Raw genomic sequence first — 22,130 nt, 5'->3', positions numbered from 1 at the left:
GCCGTGATGTGGACGACCAGGCCTCGGCTGAGGCCGGGCGCCACACGCATGCCCGACTCAGCCGGCCCGCTCGTCGAGCCGGCATCGGCTACGGAACGAGCGTCGACTCTCGCTGCCCGGATACCCAAGGTGGCCGCCGGCGCATCACACGCACCGAAGGCCACCGTGGGGTCGCCAGAGCCTTACCAGCGCGCGGGCCACACCACCTGCGCCGCACCCTGGCCACGTCGCACCGGCTCGGCCGCGGCCAGCCAACGCCCGTCCCGAAGCCGCTCCACGCCGGTCGCAGCGCCGATCTCGGCCGGGGCCGTCGAGAAGCCCTGGCCGCGGGCCTTCAGGTCCGCCGTCTCCGGCTGGTCCAGGAATGCCTGCTCCACCTGGGCCTGCGCCGCGTTGCGCTGCGAGGCCCGCGGGGCCGCGATCGCGTCCTCCAGGGACAGTCCGCGGTCCAGGCGGCCGAGGAGCACCTGCAGCACCGTCGTGATGATCGACGCACCGCCCGGGGAGCCCGTCGCGAAGAACGGGCGGCCGTGGTCCAGCACGATCGTCGGGGCCATCGACGAGCGCGGCCGCTTGCCCGGGCCGGGCAGGTTCGGGTCCGGCACGCCCGGCGTCACCGGCGTGAACGAGAAGTCGGTCAGCTCGTTGTTGAGCAGGAACCCGCGGCCCGGCACGACGATGCCGCTGCCGCCCTCCTGCTCGATCGTCAGCGTGTAGGCGACGACGTTGCCCCACTTGTCGGCGACCGTCAGGTGCGTCGTGTTCTCACCCTCGTACGGCGTCGGGGCGCCCGTCGTACCCGCCGCGCACGGTGTCGGGTGGCGCGGGTCGGCCGGCGCGACCGGGCTCGTCGCGGCCTTGTCCTTCGAGATCAGGCAGGCCCGCGTGTCGGCGAATCGCTGCGAGAGCAGCTCACGCGAAGGGACGTCGTTCACGGCCGGGTCGCCGATCCAGCGGTTGCGGTCGGCGAAGGCGAACCGCGTCGACTCCAGGAAGTACTGCAGGTAGTCGGCCTTGCTCGCGTGCTTCAGGTCGAAGTTCTCGAGGATGTTCAGCGCTTCGCCGACCGTCAGCCCGCCCGAGGACGGCGCCGGCATGCCGTAGACGTCGAGACCTTCGTAGCGCGCGTGGGTCGGGTCGCGCTCGATGGCGCGGTAGGCGGCGAGGTCCGCCGTGCTGAGCTTGCCGGGCCGGACGTTCAACGTCGACGCCGGGTCCTTCGGCGGCTGCTGGACGGTCTTCGCGATGTCCGCGCCGATCGGGCCCTGGTACAGGGCGTCGACGCCGCGCCGCTCGAGCTGCGCGTACGTGTCGGCGAGGTCGGGGTTCTTGAAGACGGTCCCGGGCGCGGGCGGCGCGCCGTCCGGCAGGTACAGCGACCGCGTCGAGGGGAACGCGGCGAACCGCGCGGCGTTGTTCGCGACCTGCGTCTGGAACGTCGAGTCGACGACGAACCCCTTGCGCGCCAGGTTCTCCGCGGGCTTCAGGGACTTCTCGAGCGAGCGCGTCCCCCACTTGCGAAGCGCCTCGGACCACGTCGCGGGCGTGCCGGGCACGCCGACGCTGAGCCCGCTCGTGACGGCGTCGGCGAACGGCAGCGGCTGGCCGTTTTCGACGAACAGGTTCGCGTCGGCGGTCTTCGGCGCCGTCTCGCGGCCGTCGAGCGTGTGGACCTGGTGGGTCTTCGCGTCGTAGTAGACGAAGAACCCGCCACCGCCGACGCCGGCGGAGAACGGGTCCGTGACACCGAGCGCGGCGGCGACCGCGACGGCCGCGTCGACGGCGTTCCCGCCGTCGCGCAGGACCTGGGTGCCGATCGCGGTCGCGTCGGCGTCGATGCTGGCCACGGCGCCCCCGTACCCGACCGCGACCGGGGACTTCGGGGTCGGCGTGGCGGCGGAGGCGGGTCCGGCCGCGACGGTGGTGGCGAGCGCGGCGGTGGCGGCGATGACGAGGACTCTGCGGCATCTGTGCGCGGGCATGCGGGCGAGTCTGCCCCTCGGATCAAGCGCCTTCAACCCGCCAACGGGCGACGCACCCCGTTCGTCAAGATTTTACGAGTTTCCCCAGACTTCGAAATTGCCTCACCTGGAGGAGTGACACTGCCCACGCCAACGCCACAGAATCGTCCGGCGCGGCCCTGCACAGCCGCGCACAGCGAGGGCAACCGAAAGGACAACTGAAGATGACCGCACCACGGAGGTGGCGCCGCCTGCTCGGCGCCGCTGTGGCCGTCTCGACCTCCCTGCTGGTCGTGACCGCCGCCGGCGCCGAAGCGGCGCCGGGCCTGCCGGACCAGGACGCGTCGAACAACCACGAAATGGGCGCGGCGATCCGCGCCCACGACGGCGTGGCCCCGGCGGGCCTCGCGCCGGCGTCGGTGGACTCGAGCGTCCCCGGCATCGACGTCAGCTCCTACCAGGGCAACGTGAACTGGGCTTCGTACTGGAGCGCGGGCAAGAAGTTCGCCTACGTCAAGGCGACCGAAGGCACCGGCTACCAGAACGCCTACTTCAGCCAGCAGTACACCGGCTCGTACAACGTCGGCATGATCCGCGGGGCCTACCACTACGGCCGCCCGGACACCTCGGGCGGCGCGGCCCAGGCCGACTACTTCGTCGCCCACGGCGGCGGCTGGTCGAAGGACGGCAAGACGCTCCCGGGCACGCTCGACATCGAGTGGGGCCCGAACAACGCCTGCTACGGCAAGACGCCGGCCCAGATGGTGGCGTGGATCAAGGCGTTCAGCGACGAGTACCACGCGAAGACGACCCGCTGGCCGGTGATCTACACGGCGACGAGCTGGTGGAGCCAGTGCACCGGCAACACGGGTGACTTCAGCTCGACGAACCCGCTCTGGGTGGCGCGCTACGCGTCGTCGGCGGGGACGCTGCCGTACAACTGGGGCTTCTACACGTTCTGGCAGTACAGCTCCTCGCCGATCGACCAGGACTCGTTCAGCGCGGACATCTCGCGCCTGAAGGTGCTCGCCACGGGCTGATCCCCGACTTCCGCGGGTTACGCGGGTGGCGCGGTCGGCGGAAGACTCGGCCGCGTCACCCACGTCGTGGAGGGAAATCCGTGCGCCTGACCGCCGCTCTGCTCCCCCTGCTCGCCGCCGTTCCGCTCTTCGCGTTCCCCGCCGTCGCCGCGGCCGCGCCCGGCTGCTTCGACCCCACCGTGCCGCTGACCGTCGAGGAGCAGCGCCTTTCGGCTTCCCTGCCGTCCGGTGGTCCCGCCGTCGGACCCGAGCTGGTCCGGCTGGCCGGGTTCGACCCGCTCGTCGCCGAGGTGAAACGCGACCTCTGCGCGGCGCGGACGCCACGACGTGCCGAGCGCGTCGTCACGCAGGCCGGTGACCGGTTGTGGCGGACGGCCGTCGACCGCGCGCAGGGCCGCCGGCCCGATCTCGGTGCCTGGGACCGGTTCGACGACCGGCCGCTGTACTGGGCGCGGCTGCAGCTCAGCAGTGCCATCCGCCGGCTGGCGTCGTTCCCTTCGCAGCGGGACGCGCTGCTGACGGCGTTCGACCGCGGCTCGCGCGGCCTCGACGACGTCCGGTTCCCGCTCGGGCCGGTGCGGCGGATCATGGTCAGCGGGTTCGACCCGTTCCAGCTCGACGGCCGCGGCCTGACCATCTCGAACCCGGCGGGGGCGTCGGCCCTGCAACTGGACGGGCGCGTCCTGGACACGCCGTCCGGCCGGGCGGTGGTGCAGGCGGTGAGCTTCCCGGTCGTGTGGGGCTACTTCGACGAAGGAATCGTCGAAGCGGCCTACGGCACGGCGTTGCGCGACCGCGCGCGGCGGCCGGACGTGATCATGACGATCAGCCAGGGCCGCCCGGGCCGGTTCGACGTCGAGCGCTGGGCGGGAGCGTGGCGCGGCGGCTTCCCGGACAACAACAACGCGTCGGTGACGGGCGGTGTCCCGCCGGCGGCGGGCTGGCCGCAGCCGGAGGTCCAGTTCATCGAGACGACGTTGCCGTACCAGCGGATGCTCGAGGTGCCCGGCGCTTACCCGGTCAACTTCAACCAGGCCTTCTGCGTGTGGCCCGGCGAACCGGGCGCGGGGACGCCGGTGTGCCGGTCCGACGCGCCGTCGCCGGGCGAGAGCGCGCAATCCGGCGGTGGCGGGAACTACCTGTCCAACGAATCGATGTACCGCAGCAATCGCGTCCGCCTCGGGCTCGGGCTGACGTCGGTCGCGGGCGGGCACCTGCACACGCCGGTACTGGGCCAGCCCGCCGACCCGGCGGCGTTGACGGACGCGGCGTTCGAGGGGCGCCGCCAGGCGATCGCGGCCCAGGTGATCGACCTGACGACCGCCGCGGCCGGGGGACCGGCAGCCGGAATCGCGCCGCGGGCACCGGAATCGCCGCGCGCGGCGCTGGAATCCTTGCCAGGCACGGTGTTGGGCGGCTGATTCGGGCGGAATCGCCCGCGCGCCAGTGGGTTTCCGCGCGCGGGCGAGGACGCTAGATGAGGTCCAGCGGATCCAGCTGGACGCGGATCGGTTCCGTGGCCTTCTTCGCGTCCCGACGCGCCGCCGCCGCGTGGATTTCGGCGGCCAGGGCCTTGCCCTCGCCGCGGGAAACGCGGACCAGCGCCCGCTCGCGGTCCGCATTGCCCTCGTCGTCGATCTCGCCGAGGGGCACCGGGCCCAGGACTTCGCCCGACGGCGGTAACGGCAGGTCCGCGAGGAAGCCCGCCACCGCGTCCGGGGTGCCCTCCACGCTCGCCATGCGCATCGCCGGGGGGAAACCCAGTTCGCGGCGTTCCCCCAGCTCCTGGCCCGCGTGCCACGCCGGGTCCCAGCGGACCAGCGCCTGGACCACCGCCAGGCCCGCCTCCGCCCCGACGATGACCCGCCCACCCGACGACGACGGGCGCACCAACGCGGCCGCAGCCATCCAGCGGCGCAACGTCTCCTCCGCCGCGCGCAGGTCCTGGCGGCCCAGCAATGCCCAGCCGTCCAGCAGGAGCGCCGCACCGTAGCCGCCTTCGGCCACCGGCTCGGCTCCGGGCGTGCAGACCACCAGCGCCGGCTTTCCGGGGACCGACGCCAGGACCTCCGCCGCTCCCGACGTGCGCACCGGGATGCCCGGGAACGCGCGGCCCAGCTCCTCTGCCGTCCGCTTCGCGCCGACGATCACCGCGCGCAGGCGGACCGAGCCGCACGCCGTGCAGCGGAACGCCGTCTCCGGGACGCCGCACCAGCGGCACGCCGGCGGCTTCGGGCGGCCGTCCGCCGAGCCGCCCGGCAGCGACAGGGGTCCCGCGCAGCGGCGGCAGTGCGCGGGCGTGCGGCAGTTCCCGCACGCCAGGCCCGGGACGTAGCCGCGGCGGGGCACCTGGATCAGGGCGGGGAAGCCCGCCGCGAACGCTTGGCGGGCCGCTTCGAACGCCACCGCCGGCAGCCGGGCGACACGGGCGGCTTCGTCGCGGGCGACGTCGAAGTCCTCGCCGACCGGGGTCACGCGGGGCGCCGAGGAACGCAGGGTCGCGCGGTCGGCCAGAACCGGTGCCGCCCAGCCGGACTCGACCAGCAGCTGGGCCTCGGCCGTCCGCGCGAAGCCGCCGACCAGCAGGGACGCCTTCGCCGCGTGCGCGCGGTCCATCAGCACGTCCCGGACGTGCGGGTACGGCGCGTGCTGGTCGAGGTGCAGGTCGTCGCCGTCGTCCCAGACGACGAACAGGCCCGGGTCGTGCACCGGCGCGAACATCGCCGCCCGCGTGCCGACCACCACCCGCACCGCGCCGCGCAGCACCGCCAGCCAGCGCCGGTAGCGCTCGGCCGGGCCGAGCCCCGCGATCAGCGCCACGACGGCGTCCTCCCCCACCACCGCCGCGCACGCCTCGTGCACCCGCGTCAGGTCGCGGTGGTCGGGCACCACCAGCACCGCGCCGCGGCCCGCGGCGGCCGCGGAACCGGCGGCTTCGGCGAGCCGGCGCGGCCAGTCCTCGCCCGGGAGGGCCTGCCAGACGGCGTTCGCGGGCTTCCCCTCGGCGAGGGCCTCCAGGAACGCCGGGCCACGCTGGTAGCGCGCCCACGCCGCGGTGTCGGGCGCGTCCGGGAGCGCGGCCGGCGCCGAGGCGGGCTCGCCCTCGGCTTTCGCGTGCCGGGGCGGGATCGCGAGACGCAGGACGTCGGACAGCGTGCCGCCGTAGCGGTCGGCGACCGCCCGGCAGACCGCGTGCAACGACGGCGGCAGCACCGGCTCGGCCGACGTCACGCGGTCCAGGAACGCCAGCTTCCGGTCGTAGTCGCTGGTTTCGCCGCGCTCGACCAGATAACCGTCGACGAGCTGCCCGGCGAACCGGACGCGGACGCGGCAGCCCGGCACGGCGGTCTCGTGCAGCTTTTCCGGCACGAGGTAGTCGAACGTGCGGTCCAGGTGGGCCAGGGGGATGTCGACGACGATCCGCGCGACCGGCCGTTCGGGCGCGGGCTGCTGCGCCCCTTTGGCGCTGCGCGCAGGCTTCTTCCGGGCACGCGACGGCGCCGCCTTCGGCGAAGGCGGCTTCTCCGGAAGCTCCCAGAGAGCGGCGGGCTCGGGACTACTCACGCCGTGATCTCTACCAGACCCCACCGACACCCCGGACACGAGGAAGGCCACCCCGCGGCGTCCGCGGGGTGGCCTTCACCGGATCGTGCGTCAGGCGCCGGCCGCGGCCTTCAGGGCCTCGGCGCGGGCCGTGCTCTCCCAGGGGAGGTCCAGCTCGGGCCGGCCGAAGTGGCCGTACGCCGCGGTCGGGGCGTAGATCGGGCGCAGCAGGTCGAGGTCGCGGATGATCGCGGCGGGCCGCAGGTCGAAGACCTCGGTGATGGCCTGCTGGATCTTCGACGGGTCGACCGTCTCGGTCCCGAACGTCTCGACGAACAGGCCGACCGGGGCCGCCTTGCCGATCGCGTACGCGACCTGCACCTCGGTCCGCTGGGCCAGGCCCGCGGCGACGACGTTCTTGGCGACCCAGCGCATGGCGTACGCGGCGGAACGGTCGACCTTGGACGGGTCCTTGCCGGAGAACGCGCCGCCACCGTGGCGGGCCATGCCGCCGTAGGTGTCGACGATGATCTTGCGGCCGGTCAGGCCGGCGTCGCCCATCGGGCCGCCGATGACGAAGCGGCCGGTCGGGTTGACCAGCAGCCGCGCGGTGGAGGTGTCGATGCCCAGTGCCTCGATCTCCGGGCCGACGACGTGCTCCTTGACGTCGACGCTGAGCATCCGGTCCAGGTCGATGCCGTCGGCGTGCTGCGAGGAGACGACCACGGTGTCGAGGCGGACCGGCTGGTCGCCGGCGTACTCGATGGTGACCTGGGTCTTGCCGTCCGGGCGCAGGTACGGCAGCACGCCGTCCTTGCGGACCGCGGTCAGCCGCTTCGACAGCCGGTGGGCCAGCGCGATCGGCAACGGCATCAGCTCGGGGGTGTCCGAGCAGGCGTACCCGAACATCAGGCCCTGGTCGCCGGCGCCCTGGCGGTTGATCTCGTCTTCGTCGGACTCGACGCGCGACTCGTACGCGGTGTCGACGCCCTGCGCGATGTCGGGCGACTGCGACCCGATCGCGACGTTGACGCCGCACGAGTTGCCGTCGAAGCCCTTGGCCGAAGAGTCGTACCCGATCTTCAGGATGACGTCGCGGACGATGGTCGGGATGTCGGCGTACGCCTCGGTGGTCACCTCGCCGGCCACGTGCACCTGGCCGGTGGTGATCAGCGTTTCGACGGCGACGCGGCTGCGCGGGTCCTTCGACAGCAGGCCGTCGAGGATCGAGTCGCTGATGGCGTCGCAAATCTTGTCGGGGTGCCCTTCGGTCACCGACTCCGAGGTGAACAATCTGCTGCTAGACGCGGTCACGGTGGCCGTCACTTCCTCACCTTGTCGTCGGATGCCCCGAAAGTTAGGCACCCCTTACCTGTGCAAGCGTACTGACTATCGCTCGGGGGACGGTCAACGCTTCATGAAGCTCACAACAGCGTCCCACAGGGTGGACGCCAGTTCAGCCTTCGCGCCGAGAGGTATGGGGATTTCCGTGCCGTCCGAGCCGAGCAGCCAGCCCGAATTGTCTTCCGTGCCGAACGCCTTCCCGTCGCCGACGGCGTTGACCACCAGCAGGTCCGCGCCTTTGCGCTTGAGCTTCACGCGGGCGTGGTCGAGGACGTCGCCGTGCTCGTCCCCGGTTTCCGCCGCGAATCCCACGACGACCTGACCGGGACGCCGGTTTCGCACCAATTCCGCGAGGATGTCGGCATTGCGGTCGAGCGTGATGACCGGGTCGGGCTGGTCGTCGGACTTCTTGATCTTGTGGTCGGCCCGGTTCGCCGGCCGGAAGTCGGCGACGGCCGCGGCCATCACGACGACGTCCGCCGACTGGGACGCGGCGTGCACGGCCTGACGCAGCTCCTCCGCCGTCGAGACGTGCTCCACGACGGCACCCGCCGGGTCCGGCAGCGCGACGGTGTGCGCGGTGACCAGGGTGACCTCGGCGCCGCGCTGGGCGGCGACGCGGGCGAGCGCGTAGCCCTGCTTGCCGGACGAGCGGTTGCCCAGGTAGCGGACCGGGTCGAGGGGCTCGCGGGTGCCGCCCGCGGACACGACCACGCGGACGCCTTCGAGGTCGCGCGGGAGGGCGTCCGGCCGGGCCAGCAGGAGCCGGGCCAGGTCGACGATCTCGGCGGGGTTCGCGAGGCGGCCCTTGCCGGTGTCGGCACCGGTCAACCTGCCGGCATCGGGCTCGGTGACGATCGCGCCGCGCGACCGCAGCAGGGCCACGTTGTCGCGGGTCGCGGGGTGCTCCCACATCTCCGTGTGCATCGCCGGGAAGAAGGCGACCGGGCACCGGGCGGTGAGCAGGGTGTTCGTCAGCAGGTCGTCCGCGAGGCCGTGGGCGGCCTTGGCGAGGAGGTTCGCGGTCGCCGGGACGACCAGGACCAGGTCGGCTTCCTTGCCGACGCGGACGTGCTGGACTTCCGGCACCTCGGTGAACACGCCCGTGTGCACCGGGTGCCCGGAGAGGGCTTCGAAGGTCGCCGCGCCGACGAAGTTCAGCGCGGCTTCGGTGGGGACCACGCGCACGTCGTGACCGGACTCGGTCAGTCCGCGCAGGACCTCACAGGCCTTGTAGGCGGCGATGCCGCCGCCCACGCCCAGGACGACCTTGGGCTTACTCACCCTCGGTGTGCTCGAGCAGGCCGCCGTGGATCTCGCGCAGCGCGATCGAGAGCGGCTTCTCGCGCGGGCCCGGCTCGACGAGCGGGCCGACGTACTCGAGCAGGCCCTCGCCCAGCTGGGCGTAGTAGTCGTTGATCTGGCGCGCACGCTTCGCCGAGTAGATCACCAGCGCGTACTTCGAGCTGACCTTCTCGAGCAGGTCGTCGATCGGCGGGTTGGTGATGCCCTCGAGCTCTTCGTGCAGGGACGAAACCTGGGTGGTCACTCGTGGTGCTCCGAATCTTCGGCAGACTGATCAGTAATCAAGTTTAGCAAGTGCTCAGCGGCCTCTCGCACGTCGGCGTTGACGAGGCGGTGGTCGAACTCCCCCGCCGCCGCCAGCTCGCGCTCCGCCTCGGCCAGCCGGGCCTGGACCGCGGCCTCGCTTTCGGTGCCGCGGCCGGTGAGCCGGCCGACCAGCTCGTCCCACGACGGCGGCATGAGCATCACCAGCCGGGCCTCGGGCATGGCCGCGCGGACCTGGCGCGCGCCCTGGAGCTCGATCTCCAGGACGGCCGGGCGCCCGTCGGCGAGGGCCTTCTCGACCGGCTCGCGGGGGGTGCCGTAGCGGTTGCCGGCGAACTCGGCCCACTCCAGCAGCCTGCCCTCGGCGATCATCGCGTCGAACTCGGCGCGGTCGACGAAGTGGTAGTGCGCGCCGTCGACCTCACCGGGCCGCGGGGCGCGCGTGGTGACCGAAACGCTGAACCAGACGTCGGGCTCCAGCTTCCGCAGCTCGCCCACCACGCTCGACTTCCCGACTCCCGAGGGCCCTGATACGACGGTGAGCCGGTGCCGGGAGGTGTCCCCCGCCACCGGCTCACTGCCGCGGTCGGCGCCCCGGTTCACCGGGTAGTCACGACCGGCGCCGTTCACTCGCCGCTGAACTCGGCCAGCAGCGCCTTGCGCTGCCGGTCGCCGAGGCCGCGAAGGCGACGGCTGGGGGCGATCTCCAGTCGTTCCATGGTCTGCTGCGCGCGGACCTTGCCGACGCCCGGGAGGGCCTCGAGCAGAGCCGAAACCTTCATCTTGCCGAGGACTTCGTTCTCCTCGGCCTGCTTCAGCACGTCGACCAGAGTGGTACCGCCCCGCTTCAGCCGCTCCTTCAGCTCAGCACGGATGCGGCGAGCGGCGGCGGCCTTCTCCAGCGCCGCAGCGCGCTGTTCCTCTGTCAGCTGGGGAAGTGCCACGTTTTCCTCCGGTAGTTCTCAAATCTGGGTGGGTGACGCGACGGTACCCACCCGTGAGCACCGGCCACAATGCGGGGGTGCCTGGTGGGACCCCGTTCCGGACCCTGCTATTGGTCGTTTTCCTGCGGGTCGGCCAGCACTTCGGCGACTCGTTCGACCGCTTGGCGCAAAGCCGCTTGCTCCGGACCGTGCTTCAGGATGTCGCGGGAGGACGCCGGAAGCACTCCGGGTAGCCCATCGCCGAACAGGGCCCGCAAATCGGCCGCAGTGGCTCCCTGGGCGCCGAAACCCGGGGCCAGCACCGGACCGTTCAGCCGTGCGAGGTCGAGCTCCCCCGGCGCAATGGTGGCCCCGACCACGACCCCCACATCGCCGAGCGGCCCCACATGAGCGTTGAGCGCCGCCGCGGAGTCGACGATCGCCTGGGCGACCGTCCGCCCGTCGGGCAGTTTCGCGTTCTGCACGGCGGCCGCTTCGGGGTTGGAAGTCCGCGCGAGCACGAAGATGCCGCGCCCCGCCGAGACGGCCGTGGCGGCGCACTGCTCCACCGAGCCGAACCCGAGATAGGGCGAAACGGTGATCGCGTCGGCGGCGATCGCCGCACCGTCGGCCACGTAGGCGGCCGTGTACGCGGCCATCGTGGAGCCGATGTCGCCGCGCTTGACGTCCAGCAGCACCAGCGAGCCCGCTTCGCGCGCGGTTTCGACGACCCGTTCTAGCACGCGGACACCGGCCGCTCCGAAACTTTCGAAGAACGCCGACTGCGGCTTCACGATCGCCGCGCGCGCCGCCAGGACCTCCGTGGCGGACAGCGCGAGCCGTTCCAGGCCCGAGGCGTCCACCGGGAGCCCCCAGGCCTCGATGAGGCCCGGGTGGGGGTCGATCCCGGCGCACAGGGGGCCGCGGGACGCGACGGCCTTCGCCAGCCGCGCCCCGAACCGCTCCCCGGTCACGACTGCGCCTTCAGCGCCGCCTGGAGCTCCTGCAGCGACCGGACGCCGATGTCGCCCCGGATCAGCGCTTCGATGCCGTGCACGGCCGCCGCGGCGCCCTGCACCGTCGTCACGCACGGGATGTCGCGCGACACCGCGGCGGTGCGGATTTCGTAGCCGTCGATGCGCGGACCGCTGTTGCCGTAGGGGGTGTTGATCACCATGTCGACGTCGCCGGCGAGGATCACGTCCACGATGTTCGGCTCGGCTTCGGTGGAGCCTTCGTAGTGCTTGCGCACCACCGTGCACGCGACCCCGTTGCGCCGCAGCACTTCCGCGGTGCCGGACGTGGCGAGGATCTCGAACCCGAGATCCGCCAGCCGCTTCACGGGGAACACCAGCGAGCGCTTGTCGCGGTTGGCCACCGAGACGAACACGCGCCCGGACGTCGGCAGCGAGCCGTACGCGCCGCTCTGGGACTTCGCGAACGCCTTGCCGAAGGAGACGTCGACGCCCATCACCTCGCCGGTGGACTTCATCTCCGGGCCCAGCAGCGAATCCACGCCGTGGCCTTCCGGGGTGCGGAAGCGGTGGAAGGGCAGCACGGCTTCCTTGACCGCGACCGGCGAGTCGGCCGGCATCTTGCCGCCGTCGCCCTCCGCGGGGAGCACCCCGGAGGTGCGCAGGTCCTTGATCGTCGAGCCGGTCATGATCAGCGCGGCGGCCTTGGCCAGCGGCACCGCCGTGGCCTTGGACACGAACGGCACCGTGCGCGACGCGCGCGGGTTGGCCTCCAGGACGTACAGGACGTCGTCCTTGAGCGCGTACTGGACGTTCAGGAGCCCGCGCACGCCCACACCGCGGGCGATCGCCTCGGTGGAGCGGCGGACCGCGTCGAGGTCGGTGTGCCCGAGCGTGATCGGCGGCAGCGCGCACGACGAGTCGCCGGAGTGGATCCCGGCCTCTTCGATGTGTTCCATGACGCCGCCGAGGTAGAGCTCTTCGCCGTCGAACAGCGCGTCGACGTCGATCTCGATGGCGTCGTCGAGGAAGCGGTCCACCAGCACCGGGTGCTCCGGCGTGACCTCGGTCGCGCGGCGGATGTAGCCGGCCAGGGTCTCCTCGTCGTAGACGATCTCCATGCCGCGCCCGCCGAGGACGTAGGACGGCCGGACGAGCACCGGGTAGCCGATCTCGTCGGCGATCCGCTTGGCGCCCTCGAACGACGTCGCCGTGCCGTAGCGCGGCGCGGGCAGCCCGGCTTCGGTGAGGACCTCGCCGAACGCGCCGCGGTCCTCGGCCAGGTGGATGGCCTCCGGCGGCGTGCCGACGACCGGGACCCCGGCGTCGGCCAGCCGCTTGGCCAGGCCCAGCGGGGTCTGGCCGCCGAGCTGGACGATCACGCCGGCGACCGTGCCGGACGCCTGCTCGGCGTGCACGACCTCGAGGACGTCCTCGAAGGACAGCGGCTCGAAGTACAGCCGGTCGGACGTGTCGTAGTCGGTGGACACGGTTTCCGGGTTGCAGTTGACCATGACGGCCTCGAACCCGGCCTCCCGCAACGCGATCGCCGCGTGCACGCAGGAGTAGTCGAACTCGATGCCCTGGCCGATGCGGTTCGGGCCGGAGCCGAGGATGAGTACCTTGGGCTTGTCCGACTGGACGGCCACTTCGGACTGCGCGTCGGGGTCGGACTCGTAGGCCGAGTAGTGGTACGGCGTCTTGGCCGCGAACTCGGCCGCGCAGGTGTCGACGGTCTTGAACACCGGCCGCACGCCGAGGCGGTGGCGCAGCGCGCGGACGCCGTCCTCGCCCGCCAGTTCCGGCCGTAGCGCGGCGATCTGGCGGTCCGAGAGGCCGGTGCGCTTGGCGCGGCGCAGGAGGTCTTCGTTCAGCACCGGCGCGTCGCGGACTTCGGCACCGACCTCGCCGATGAGGGCGATCTGGTCGATGAACCACGGGTCGATGCCGCTCGCCTCGTGGACCTGCTCGACGGTGGCGCCGAGCCGCAGGGCACGCTCCACTTCGTACAGCCGGCCCTCGTGCGGGGTGCGCAGCGAGTCCAAAGTGGACTCGACGGTCGCGCCCTCGGGATCGGGCAGCGTCCAGAACCCGGTCGCCTTGGTCTCGATCGACCGCATCACCTTGCCGAGCGCCTCGGGGAAGCTGCGGCCGAACGACATCGCCTCGCCGACGCTCTTCATCGTCGTGGTCAGCGTCGGGTCCGCCCCCGGGAACTTCTCGAAGGCGAACCGCGGCATCTTCACGACGACGTAGTCCAGCGCGGGCTCGAACGACGCCGGCGTCTCGCCGGTGATGTCGTTCCGGATCTCGTCGAGGGTGTAGCCGATCGCGAGCTTCGCGGCGATCTTGGCGATCGGGAAGCCGGTCGCCTTGGAAGCGAGCGCGGAAGACCGCGACACCCGCGGGTTCATCTCGATGACGACCATCCGGCCGTCGGCCGGGTTGATCGCGAACTGGATGTTGCAGCCGCCGGTGTCGACGCCGACCTCGCGCAGCACGGCGATGCCGACGTCGCGCATCACCTGGTACTCGCGGTCGGTGAGGGTCATCGTCGGCGCGACGGTGACGGAGTCGCCGGTGTGCACGCCCATCGCGTCGACGTTCTCGATCGAGCAGACGACCACGACGTTGTCGTGCTTGTCGCGCATCAGCTCGAGCTCGTACTCCTTCCAGCCGAGCACGCTCTCCTCGATGAGCACCTCGGTGACCGGGGACTCGGTGAGCCCGGTGGACGCGAGCCGCTCGAGGTCCTCCGGCGTGTGCGCCATGCCGGAGCCGAGCCCTCCCATGGTGAACGACGGCCGGATGACGACCGGCAGCCCCAGTTCCTTGACGGTGTCGCGGACCTCGGCCATGTCGTGGCAGACGCGTGAGCGCGGGACCTCGGCGCCGATGGTGCGCACGATGTCCTTGAACTTCTGCCGGTCCTCACCGCGCTGGATGGCGTCGATGTCGGCGCCGATCAGCTCGACGCCGTACTTGTCGAGCACGCCGCGCTCGTGCAGCGCGACGGCGCAGTTGAGCGCGGTCTGCCCGCCGAGGGTCGCCAGGATCGCGTCCGGGCGCTCTTCGGCGATGACCTTCTCGACGAAGTCCGGCGTCACCGGCTCGATGTAGGTGGCGTCGGCGAACTCGGGGTCGGTCATGATGGTGGCCGGGTTGGAGTTCACCAGGGAGACGCGCAGGCCTTCGCTGCGCAGCACCCGGCAGGCCTGGGTACCGGAGTAGTCGAACTCCGCGGCCTGCCCGATCACGATCGGCCCGGAGCCGATCACCAGCACGTGCTGGATGTCCGTCCTCTTCGGCATCAGGCCTTCTTCTCCATGAGCGAAACGAAATCGTCGAACAGGGGCGCCGCGTCGTGCGGGCCGGCCGCGGCTTCGGGGTGGTACTGCACCGAGAACGCCGGGACGTCGAACGCCCGCAGGCCCTCGACCGCACCGTCGTTGGCGCAGTAGTGGCTGACCTGAGCCGCGCCGAAGGGCGACTCGAAGCGCTGCCCGGGCTCGCCTTCGAGGGCGAAGCCGTGGTTCTGCGCGGTGATCGCCACCGACTTCGTGGCGACGTCGATCACCGGGATGTTGATGCCGCGGTGGCCGTAGCGCATCTTGTACGTCCCCAGGCCGAGCGCGCGGCCGAGGACCTGGTTGCCGAAGCAGATGCCGAACAGCGGGATCTCGCGGCCGAGGACCTGCTTGGTCAGCTCGGTGGCGTGGGTCGTGGTGGCCGGGTCGCCCGGGCCGTTGGAGAGGAACACGCCGTGCGGCTCGACGGCCAGGAGGTCGTCCAGCGTCGAGGTCGAGGGCAGGACGTGCACCTCGATGCCGCGCTTGACCATCTGGCGCGGGGTGTTGGACTTGATGCCCAGGTCCAGCGCGACGACCCGGAACCGCGTCTCGCCCTCGGCCGGGACGACGTACGGCTGGGGCGTGCTGACCTGGCCGGCCAGGTCGGCGCCCTCCATCTTCGGGCTCGCGAGGACGTCGGCGACCATCTCGTCGACCGTGCCCAGCGCGTCGCCGGAGAAGACCCCGGCGCGCATGGCGCCGAGCTCGCGCAGGTGGCGGGTCAGCGACCGGGTGTCGACCTCGGCGATGCCGACGACGCCCTGGTTCACCAGCTCCTCGTCCAGCGTGCGCTTCGAGCGCCAGTTGGACGGCGTGCGCGCGGGGTCGCGCACCACGTAGCCGTTGACCCAGATCTTCGAGGACTCGTCGTCCTCGTCGTTCCAGCCGGTGTTGCCGATCTGCGGCGCGGTCTGCACCACGATCTGGCCGTGGTAGGACGGGTCGGTCAGCGTCTCCTGGTAGCCGGTCATGCCGGTGCAGAACACCGCCTCGCCGAGGGTTCGCCCCTGCGCGCCGTAGGCAGCGCCGCGGAACACCCGGCCGTCTTCGAGCACCAGTGCGGCCTGAGCGCGCGCGTTCACTGGGCACCTCCCTTGATCTTGAGCTGTTCGATCCACTGTGGATAGTCGTCGAGGTCGTCGCCGCGGAAGCCGGTGTCGACCTCGGTTTCGCCGGCCCGCCAGGTGACGATGAGCAGGGCGTCGGTGCCCATCACCTTCCCGGCGATCTTCGAGTCGCGGCGGACGCCGGTGATCGCTTCGCGCGGGATCCAGAAGTCGGGCGCTCCCCCGCGTTCGACGGCGATACCCGCGCCGTGCAGGCGCCAAACCGCGCCGGTGCGCAGCCCCGCACCGCGGGTGACGACCCGGTTCTGCCACTCCCCCGCGAACGTCGTGGCGACGTACACGCCGGTGGACTCCAGGAGGACGGCACCCGGTTCCGCGGGGATCCCGGGGAACGGCGGGACCTGCACGCTCTGCGAGCGCGCCTTGCGCCGCCAGCCCACGTACATGCCCCACAGGCAGAGCAGGAAGAAGGCGGCGATCGCCAGCACCAGCCAGAGGCGTTCCATCAGCCGACCTTCCCGTCCCGGGCGGTGACCCGCCCGCGCAGCAGGGTCGCGGTCACCACACCGGGGAGCCGCATTCCCTCGTACGGGGTGTTGGCCGCGATGCTGGCCAGTTCGGCGCCCCGGACGGTCCATTCGGCGTCCGGGTCGACGAGCGTGAGGTTCGCCGGCTCGCCGACCGCGATCGGCCGGCCGTGGCTCGTGAGGTTGCCGATCTCCGCCGGGCGCTCGCTCATGACGCGGGCGACGCCGCGCCAGTCGAGCAGGCCGGTGCGGACCATGGTCTCGGTGACGATGGACAGCGCCGTCTGGAGCCCGAGCATGCCCGGCCGGGCCGCGCTCCACTCGGTGTCCTTGTCCTGCACCGCGTGCGGCGCGTGGTCCGTGGCGACGCAGTCGATGACACCCTCGGCCAGCGCCCTCCGCAGCTTCTCGGCGTCGGACTCGGTGCGCAGCGGCGGGTTCACCTTGTTGACCGGGTCGTAGGTGGCGAGGCGCTCGTCGGTGAGCAGCAGGTGGTGCGGGGTGACCTCGGCCGACACCTTCGTGCCGCGGTCCTTCGCCCAGGCGAGCACATCGGCCGTGCCCGAGGTCGAGACGTGGCAGACGTGCAGCCGCGCGTTGGCGTGCAGGGCCAGCAGGCAGTCGCGCGCGACGATCGACTCTTCGGCGGCCGCGGGCCAGCCCGTGTAGCCGAGGCGGGCCGCGCGCTCGCCCTCGTGGGCCTGGGCGCCGACGGTCAGCCGCGGCTCCTCGGCGTGCTGCGCGATGACGACGTCCAGCGCGGTCGAGTATTCCAGCGCGCGGCGCATCAGCAGCGGGTCGGCGACGCAGAGGCCGTCGTCGGAGAAGACCGTGACCCGGGCCTGCGCCTTGGCCATCGTGCCCAGTTCGGCGAGCTTTTCGCCCTTGAGCCCGACGGTGACCGCGCCGACCGGGTGGACGTCGACCAGGCCGGCCTCCTGCCCACGCCGCCACACGTGGTCGACGACCACGGCGTTGTCGGCGACCGGGTCGGTGTTGGCCATGGCGAACACGGCGGTGTAGCCGCCGAGCGCCGCCGCGGCCGAGCCGGTGTCGATCGTCTCGGTGTCTTCGCGGCCGGGTTCGCGCAGGTGGGTGTGCAGGTCGACGAAGCCCGGCAGCAGCACCTGCCCCGCGGCTTCGATGATCGAAGCGTCTTCCGGGACCTGGACGGCACCGATCGCGGTGATCACGCCGTCCTCGATCAGGACGTCGACCGGGTCGCCCTCGCCGTACGGCCGGGCCCCCTTGATCACGGTGGTCACGCGGCGGCTCCTTCGCTGGCCAAGAGGTGGTAGAGGACCGCCATGCGGACGTGCACGCCGTTGCGGACCTGTTCGGTGATGGCCGAGGCCGGGGAGTCCGCGACCGCCGAAGCGATCTCCATCCCGCGCAGCATCGGGCCGGGGTGCAGGACGACCGCGTGCTCCGGCAGCAGCTTCTGCCGCTTTTCCGAGAGGCCGTACGCGATCGAGTACTCCCGCGCGGAAGGGAAGAAACCTCCGTGCATCCGCTCGGCCTGCACACGCAGCATCATCACCGCGTCGACCGCGGGCAGTTCTGCGTCGAGGTCGTGCGAGACGGTGACCGGCAGGCTCTCGACGCCGTAGGGCAGCAGCGTCGGCGGCGCGACCAGGACCACTTCGGCGCCGAGGGCGGCGAGCAGGTGGATGTTCGAGCGGGCCACCCGGCTGTGCAGGACGTCCCCGACGATCGCGATCCGGCGGTCCTTGAGCGAGCCCAGGCGTTCCCGCAGCGTGGCCGCGTCGAGCAGCGCCTGCGTCGGGTGCTCGTGGGTGCCGTCGCCGGCGTTGACCACCGAGGTGCCGGGCTCGGCCAGCCACTCCGAGAGCCGCTGGGCGGCGCCGCTGGCGGGGTGCCGGACGATCACGCAGTCGGCGCCCGCGGCGGCCAGTGTCAAGGCGGTGTCCCGCAGGGATTCGCCCTTGTTGACCGAGGAGCTGGACGCCGAGACGTTGATCACGTCCGCGCTCATCCACTTCCCGGCGATCTCGAACGACACCCGCGTGCGCGTCGAATTCTCGTAGAACAGGGTGATCACCGTGCGGCCGCGCAGCGTCGGCAGCTTCTTGACCTCGCGGCCGAGCAGCGTGTGCTTCAGCTCGTCGGCGGTGTCGAGCACGGCGGTGGCCAGCGCCGGGTCGAGCCCGTCGGTGGCGAGCAGGTGCTTCACGAGTCTTCTCCAGGGGCTTCGGCCGTGCCGTTTTCCGAGGGGCGCAGCAGGACCGCGTCGCGGCCGTCGATCTCGGCCAGCAGGACGGACACGCCCTCCGAGCGGGCGGTCGGGACGTTCTTGCCCACGTAGTCGGCGCGGATCGGCAGCTCACGGTGACCCCGGTCGACCAGGACCGCCAGCTGCACGGCGCGCGGGCGGCCGTGATCACGGAGGGCATCGAGCGCGGCCCGGATCGTGCGGCCGGAGAAGAGCACGTCGTCGACCAGGATCACCACCCGGTCGTCGATGCCGTCGGCGGGCAGCTGCGTCTGTTCGAGCGCGCGCGGCGGGCGGCGGCGGAGGTCGTCCCGGTACAGGGTGACGTCGAGGGCGCCGGTCGGCGGCCGGACCCCGGAGAACTCGCCGATCTTGTCGGCCAGCCGGGCGGCCAGCGGCGTGCCGCGGCTGGGGATCCCGAGCAACACGGGCGGGGTAGTGCTCTCCGCACCGTTCGCGGTCTTTTCGATGACCTGATGGGCCATTCGGGCGATCGTGCGCGCGACATCGCCGGCCGTCAGGAGCTCGCGCTCCCCGGCCGAACCAGCCGCGCCACGCGGACGTGACGACAAACCGGACTCCTTCCCCGCCTCACCGGACGGGTCCTTAAAGGACGTCTGTTCCCCTGCTGGTCGGGGCTTTCGCACCGACAGTAGCAGGCACTTTGCTCAGTCTTACGGGTGGTGTGGCGTGATTCGCGGCAAGCTTCTGCTTGACCTGGTGACAACAATGCGTAACCATTACTCTGAGTATTCGACTCGAAGAGTCCCCTGGACCGGTCACCCCGACCGGGAAGGGGGTGGAGAACGGAGAACGACCAGATGGGCGATTACGCCAAGGCGCTCGGGGCCAAGCTCCGCGGGATCCGCCAGCAGCAGGGCCTGTCCCTGCACGGGGTCGAGCAGAAGTCCGGTGGGCGCTGGAAGGCCGTCGTCGTCGGCTCTTACGAGCGTGGCGACCGTGCCGTCACCGTGCAGAAGCTGGCCGAGCTGGCCGACTTCTACGGCGTGCCGGTGGTCGAGCTGCTGCCCGAGGGCCGGGTCCCCTCCGGTGCGGAGCCCGCCACCAAGATCGTGATCAACCTCGAGCGCCTGCAGCAGCTGCCGGCCGAAAAGGTGGGCCCGCTGGCCCGCTACGCGGCGACGATCCAGAGCCAGCGCGGCGACTACAACGGCAAGGTGCTCTCGATCCGCACCGAGGACCTGCGGTCCCTGGCGATCATCTACGACATGACCCCGGGCGAGCTCACCGAGCAGCTCATCGACTGGGGTGTGCTCCCGCCGGAGGCACGGCCGTCCAAGGAAGACTGATCCGCGTGTGTGCTGCGCCGACGAAGTGAGCGTTCCCGGTGGGGCACCGGAGACGCTCACTGAGTTCGTCGGGGGGCTCGCAGCAGACGATTTTCAGAGCACCGCGCGCAGGCGGTCGGCGATCGTGCCGATCCGGCCGAGCACGCCGTTGACGAACCGCGGCGAGTCGTCCGTGGACAGTTCCTTCGCCAGGCCGACGGCCTCGTCGATCGCGACCGGGTCCGGCACGTCCTCGGCCCAGAGCAGCTCGTAGACCCCGACCCGCAGCACCGCGAGGTCGACCTTCGGCATCCGCTCCAGGGTCCAGCCCTGCGCGTGCTCGGCCAGCAGCTCGTCGATCTGCGTCTTCCGCCCGGTCACGCCCTCGACCAGGCTGATCGTGTAGTCCGCGATGGGGTCGACGTCCGTCGCGCCCACGCGGTCGGCCAGCAGCGTCACCGCGTCGGTGTCGCGCTGCGCGGCCTCGTACAGCATTTCCACCGCCCGGCGGCGCGCCTGCCTGCGGCTGATCGCGCCGCCGCGGTTCGGGTGGGGTTTGGAAGTCGGCATCAGCTGGAGACGCGGCCCAGGTAACGGCCGTCGCGGGTGTCGACCTTGATCTTCTCGCCGGTGGACAGGAACAGCGGGACCTGGATCTCCGCGCCCGTCTCCAGCGTCGCCGGCTTGGTGCCCCCGGTCGAGCGGTCGCCCTGCAGGCCCGGGTCGGTGTGCTGGATGACGATCTCGACCGACGTCGGGAGCTCGACGTACAGCGGCTCGTTCTCGTGCACCGCGACCTGGACCTCGGTGTTCTCGAGCATGTAGTTGGCGTTGTCGCCGACGACCTCGGCCGGGACCGTGATCTGGTCGTAGGTGTCGCCGTCCATGAAGACGAAGTCGGCGCCGTCCTTGTACAGGTAGGTCATGTTCCGGCGGTCGACCGTGGCCGTCTCGACCTTCGTGCCCGCGTTGAACGTCTTGTCGACCACCTTGCCGGTGAGCACGTGCTTGAGCGTCGTGCGCACGAAGGCACCGCCCTTGCCGGGCTTGACGTGCTGGAACGCGGTGACGGTCCACAGCTGGCCCTCGAGGTTGAGGACGAGCCCGTTCTTCAGGTCGTTGGTGGTGGCCACGAGCTTGCAGTCTCCTGTGTCGATCTACGGTTCGCGGCCGCTGTCAGACGACCACGAGGTTCTTGGTGCTCAGGGTGAGGAGTTCGGGCTCCCCAGCCCGCACGACGAGCGTGTCCTCGATGCGCACGCCACCGCGCCCCGCGAGGTAGACGCCGGGCTCGACGGTGACCGCCATACCGGCGGCCAGTGTACCGACGCCCGTCGCGGCGAAGCTGGGTGCCTCGTGAATCTGCAGGCCGACGCCGTGCCCGAGGCCGTGGGCGAAGTGCTCGCCGTGGCCCGCGTCCGCGATCACCTTCCGCGCCGCGGCGTCCACATCGGACACCTCGGCGCCCGGGACGACGGCGTCGACCCCGACCGCCTGGGCGGCGTGCACGAGGTCGTACACCTCCCGCTGCCAGTCCGCGGGCTCGCCGAGGACGAAGGTGCGGGTCATGTCGGAGTGGTAGCTGTCGACGGTCGCGCCGAAGTCCAGCTTGACGAAGTCGCCGCGCTTCAGCTCGGCGTGCGTGGGCTGGTGGTGCGGGATGGCCGAGTGCGCGCCGGCGGCGATGATGGAGGCGAAGCTGGGCTCCTTCGAGCCGTGCTCCAGCATCCGGTTCTCCAGGTCACGGGCGATTTCCAGCTCGGTCCGCCCGGGCCGCAGCCCGCCGGCGGCGAGCAGGTCGTCGAGCGCCCGGTCGGCGGCCGCGCACGCCTGGCGCAGCGCGTCGATCTCCGCCTCGTCCTTGACCTCGCGCAGCCGCTCGATCAGGCCGGGCGTGCGTTCGAGGGCGACTTCCTTTTTGAGGGCTTCGTACTCCTCGACGCTGACGTGCTGGCTCTCGAAACCGACGCGGCCGTAGGTCTTGGCGTCCTTCGCGGCCTTGGCGACGAGGGCGGCAGCGCTGGCCCGGTCGACGACCTTGTCGAGGTCGGGCACCTCGGCGGCGGACTGCGTGGTGTAGCGGCCGTCGGTGCAGAAGAGCGTCTTCCCGTCGCCTTCGACGTGCAGCAGCACGGCGGCGTTCGAGCCGGTGAACCCGGTCAGGTAGCGGATGTTCAGCAGATCGGTGACCAGCAGCGCGTCGACACCGGCTTCGGTCAGCAGCCCGCGCAGCGCCGCCCGGCGTCGTCCATGGGTTTCAGGCACCGGCCCAGCCTAGTGGGCGCTGGTCAAGCGACTCGTCAGTAACCT

The 22,130-nt window shown here is 71.6% G+C and carries 20 protein-coding genes; 3 read left to right on the top strand and 17 right to left on the bottom strand.

Going from position 1 to position 22,130, the window contains the following annotated elements; translation table 11 throughout:
• Positions 1-182: 182 nt before the first annotated feature.
• The gene (gene ggt / locus ACWEN0_RS20370) at positions 183-1,982 is read right to left on the bottom strand and encodes a gamma-glutamyltransferase (protein WP_451975436.1); all 1,800 of its coding nucleotides are present in this window, start codon (positions 1,980-1,982) and stop codon (positions 183-185) included.
• Between the two features lie 203 nt (positions 1,983-2,185).
• Here ggt and ACWEN0_RS20365 point away from each other — a divergent pair, with 203 nt between their 5' ends.
• Entirely contained in the window at positions 2,186-3,001 is an 816-nt protein-coding gene (locus ACWEN0_RS20365) for a lysozyme (RefSeq protein WP_451975433.1), read from the top strand.
• 80 nt (positions 3,002-3,081) lie between these two features.
• Positions 3,082-4,422: a hypothetical protein gene (locus tag ACWEN0_RS20360; RefSeq protein WP_451975431.1), complete on the top strand. Its 1,341-nt coding sequence runs from the start codon at positions 3,082-3,084 to the stop codon at positions 4,420-4,422.
• Between the two features lie 52 nt (positions 4,423-4,474).
• Here ACWEN0_RS20360 and ACWEN0_RS20355 read toward each other — a convergent pair whose 3' ends face one another.
• From ACWEN0_RS20355 to pyrR, 13 genes are all read right to left on the bottom strand, one after another.
• Complete coding sequence (locus ACWEN0_RS20355; protein WP_451975428.1) at positions 4,475-6,565, bottom strand: primosomal protein N'; 2,091 nt, start codon at positions 6,563-6,565, stop codon at positions 4,475-4,477.
• A gap of 90 nt (positions 6,566-6,655) precedes the next feature.
• Positions 6,656-7,858, bottom strand: a complete 1,203-nt coding sequence (metK, locus tag ACWEN0_RS20350) for a methionine adenosyltransferase (RefSeq protein WP_451976167.1) — start codon at positions 7,856-7,858, stop codon at positions 6,656-6,658.
• A gap of 93 nt (positions 7,859-7,951) precedes the next feature.
• Positions 7,952-9,172, bottom strand: a complete 1,221-nt coding sequence (coaBC, locus tag ACWEN0_RS20345; RefSeq protein WP_451975426.1) for a bifunctional phosphopantothenoylcysteine decarboxylase/phosphopantothenate--cysteine ligase CoaBC — start codon at positions 9,170-9,172, stop codon at positions 7,952-7,954.
• Complete coding sequence (gene rpoZ, locus ACWEN0_RS20340; protein WP_257919277.1) at positions 9,165-9,437, bottom strand: DNA-directed RNA polymerase subunit omega; 273 nt, start codon at positions 9,435-9,437, stop codon at positions 9,165-9,167. The genes coaBC and rpoZ overlap by 8 nt, the downstream gene beginning before the upstream one ends.
• On the bottom strand, positions 9,434-10,087 hold the full coding sequence (gene gmk / locus ACWEN0_RS20335) for a guanylate kinase (RefSeq protein WP_451975423.1): 654 nt from the start codon (positions 10,085-10,087) through the stop codon (positions 9,434-9,436). The genes rpoZ and gmk overlap by 4 nt, the downstream gene beginning before the upstream one ends.
• The gene (mihF, locus tag ACWEN0_RS20330) at positions 10,084-10,401 is read right to left on the bottom strand and encodes an integration host factor, actinobacterial type (protein WP_003096398.1); all 318 of its coding nucleotides are present in this window, start codon (positions 10,399-10,401) and stop codon (positions 10,084-10,086) included. Before mihF ends, gmk begins: the two co-directional genes overlap by 4 nt.
• Positions 10,402-10,508: 107 nt before the next feature.
• Complete coding sequence (pyrF, locus tag ACWEN0_RS20325; RefSeq protein WP_451975421.1) at positions 10,509-11,354, bottom strand: orotidine-5'-phosphate decarboxylase; 846 nt, start codon at positions 11,352-11,354, stop codon at positions 10,509-10,511.
• Positions 11,351-14,665 (bottom strand): carbamoyl-phosphate synthase large subunit, encoded by a 3,315-nt coding sequence (gene carB, locus ACWEN0_RS20320; protein ID WP_451975418.1) that lies wholly within the window; start codon positions 14,663-14,665, stop codon positions 11,351-11,353. Before carB ends, pyrF begins: the two co-directional genes overlap by 4 nt.
• A complete protein-coding gene (gene carA, locus ACWEN0_RS20315) occupies positions 14,665-15,786 on the bottom strand; it encodes a glutamine-hydrolyzing carbamoyl-phosphate synthase small subunit (RefSeq protein WP_451975415.1) in 1,122 nt (373 codons plus the stop codon). Before carA ends, carB begins: the two co-directional genes overlap by 1 nt.
• Positions 15,783-16,277 carry a PH-like domain-containing protein gene (locus tag ACWEN0_RS20310; protein WP_451975413.1) on the bottom strand — a complete coding sequence of 165 codons (495 nt, stop codon included), beginning with the start codon at positions 16,275-16,277 and terminating at the stop codon, positions 15,783-15,785. Before ACWEN0_RS20310 ends, carA begins: the two co-directional genes overlap by 4 nt.
• Positions 16,277-17,563, bottom strand: coding sequence for a dihydroorotase (locus ACWEN0_RS20305; protein ID WP_451975410.1), 1,287 nt, complete (start codon positions 17,561-17,563; stop codon positions 16,277-16,279). Before ACWEN0_RS20305 ends, ACWEN0_RS20310 begins: the two co-directional genes overlap by 1 nt.
• Complete coding sequence (locus ACWEN0_RS20300) at positions 17,560-18,492, bottom strand: aspartate carbamoyltransferase catalytic subunit (RefSeq protein ID WP_257919268.1); 933 nt, start codon at positions 18,490-18,492, stop codon at positions 17,560-17,562. Before ACWEN0_RS20300 ends, ACWEN0_RS20305 begins: the two co-directional genes overlap by 4 nt.
• The gene (gene pyrR / locus ACWEN0_RS20295; RefSeq protein ID WP_451975407.1) at positions 18,489-19,103 is read right to left on the bottom strand and encodes a bifunctional pyr operon transcriptional regulator/uracil phosphoribosyltransferase PyrR; all 615 of its coding nucleotides are present in this window, start codon (positions 19,101-19,103) and stop codon (positions 18,489-18,491) included. The genes ACWEN0_RS20300 and pyrR overlap by 4 nt, the downstream gene beginning before the upstream one ends.
• Before the next feature lie 249 nt (positions 19,104-19,352).
• On the opposite strand from pyrR, the gene bldD reads away from it, so the two are divergent.
• Positions 19,353-19,841, top strand: coding sequence for a transcriptional regulator BldD (gene bldD, locus ACWEN0_RS20290; protein WP_003096372.1), 489 nt, complete (start codon positions 19,353-19,355; stop codon positions 19,839-19,841).
• 93 nt (positions 19,842-19,934) lie between these two features.
• Here bldD and nusB read toward each other — a convergent pair whose 3' ends face one another.
• The 3 genes from nusB to ACWEN0_RS20275 are packed head-to-tail and all read right to left on the bottom strand — an operon-like array spanning position 19,935 to position 22,085.
• Positions 19,935-20,390, bottom strand: a complete 456-nt coding sequence (gene nusB, locus ACWEN0_RS20285) for a transcription antitermination factor NusB (RefSeq protein WP_091308410.1) — start codon at positions 20,388-20,390, stop codon at positions 19,935-19,937.
• A complete protein-coding gene (efp, locus tag ACWEN0_RS20280) occupies positions 20,390-20,953 on the bottom strand; it encodes an elongation factor P (RefSeq protein ID WP_086856368.1) in 564 nt (187 codons plus the stop codon). The genes nusB and efp overlap by 1 nt, the downstream gene beginning before the upstream one ends.
• Positions 20,954-20,996: 43 nt before the next feature.
• Entirely contained in the window at positions 20,997-22,085 is a 1,089-nt protein-coding gene (locus ACWEN0_RS20275; protein WP_451975404.1) for a M24 family metallopeptidase, read from the bottom strand.
• Positions 22,086-22,130: the final 45 nt, after the last annotated feature.

It is taken from the genome of Amycolatopsis sp. NPDC004378 (genome assembly GCF_053602455.1).
The sequence above is the reverse complement of the archived record's forward strand: the minus strand, read 5'-3'. Positions and strand labels throughout refer to the sequence as shown.

What these genes read in the sequence shown, in the direction of transcription:
- nusB (WP_091308410.1), bottom strand. Translation starts at nt 20,390, where the DNA reads ATGCCGACTTCCAAACCCCACCCGAACCGCGGCGGCGCGATCAGCCGC.
- ACWEN0_RS20310 (WP_451975413.1), bottom strand. Translation starts at nt 16,277, where the DNA reads ATGGAACGCCTCTGGCTGGTGCTGGCGATCGCCGCCTTCTTCCTGCTC.
- carB (WP_451975418.1), bottom strand. Translation starts at nt 14,665, where the DNA reads ATGCCGAAGAGGACGGACATCCAGCACGTGCTGGTGATCGGCTCCGGG.
- ggt (WP_451975436.1), bottom strand. Translation starts at nt 1,982, where the DNA reads ATGCCCGCGCACAGATGCCGCAGAGTCCTCGTCATCGCCGCCACCGCC.
- ACWEN0_RS20365 (WP_451975433.1), top strand. Translation starts at nt 2,186, where the DNA reads ATGACCGCACCACGGAGGTGGCGCCGCCTGCTCGGCGCCGCTGTGGCC.
- bldD (WP_003096372.1), top strand. Translation starts at nt 19,353, where the DNA reads ATGGGCGATTACGCCAAGGCGCTCGGGGCCAAGCTCCGCGGGATCCGC.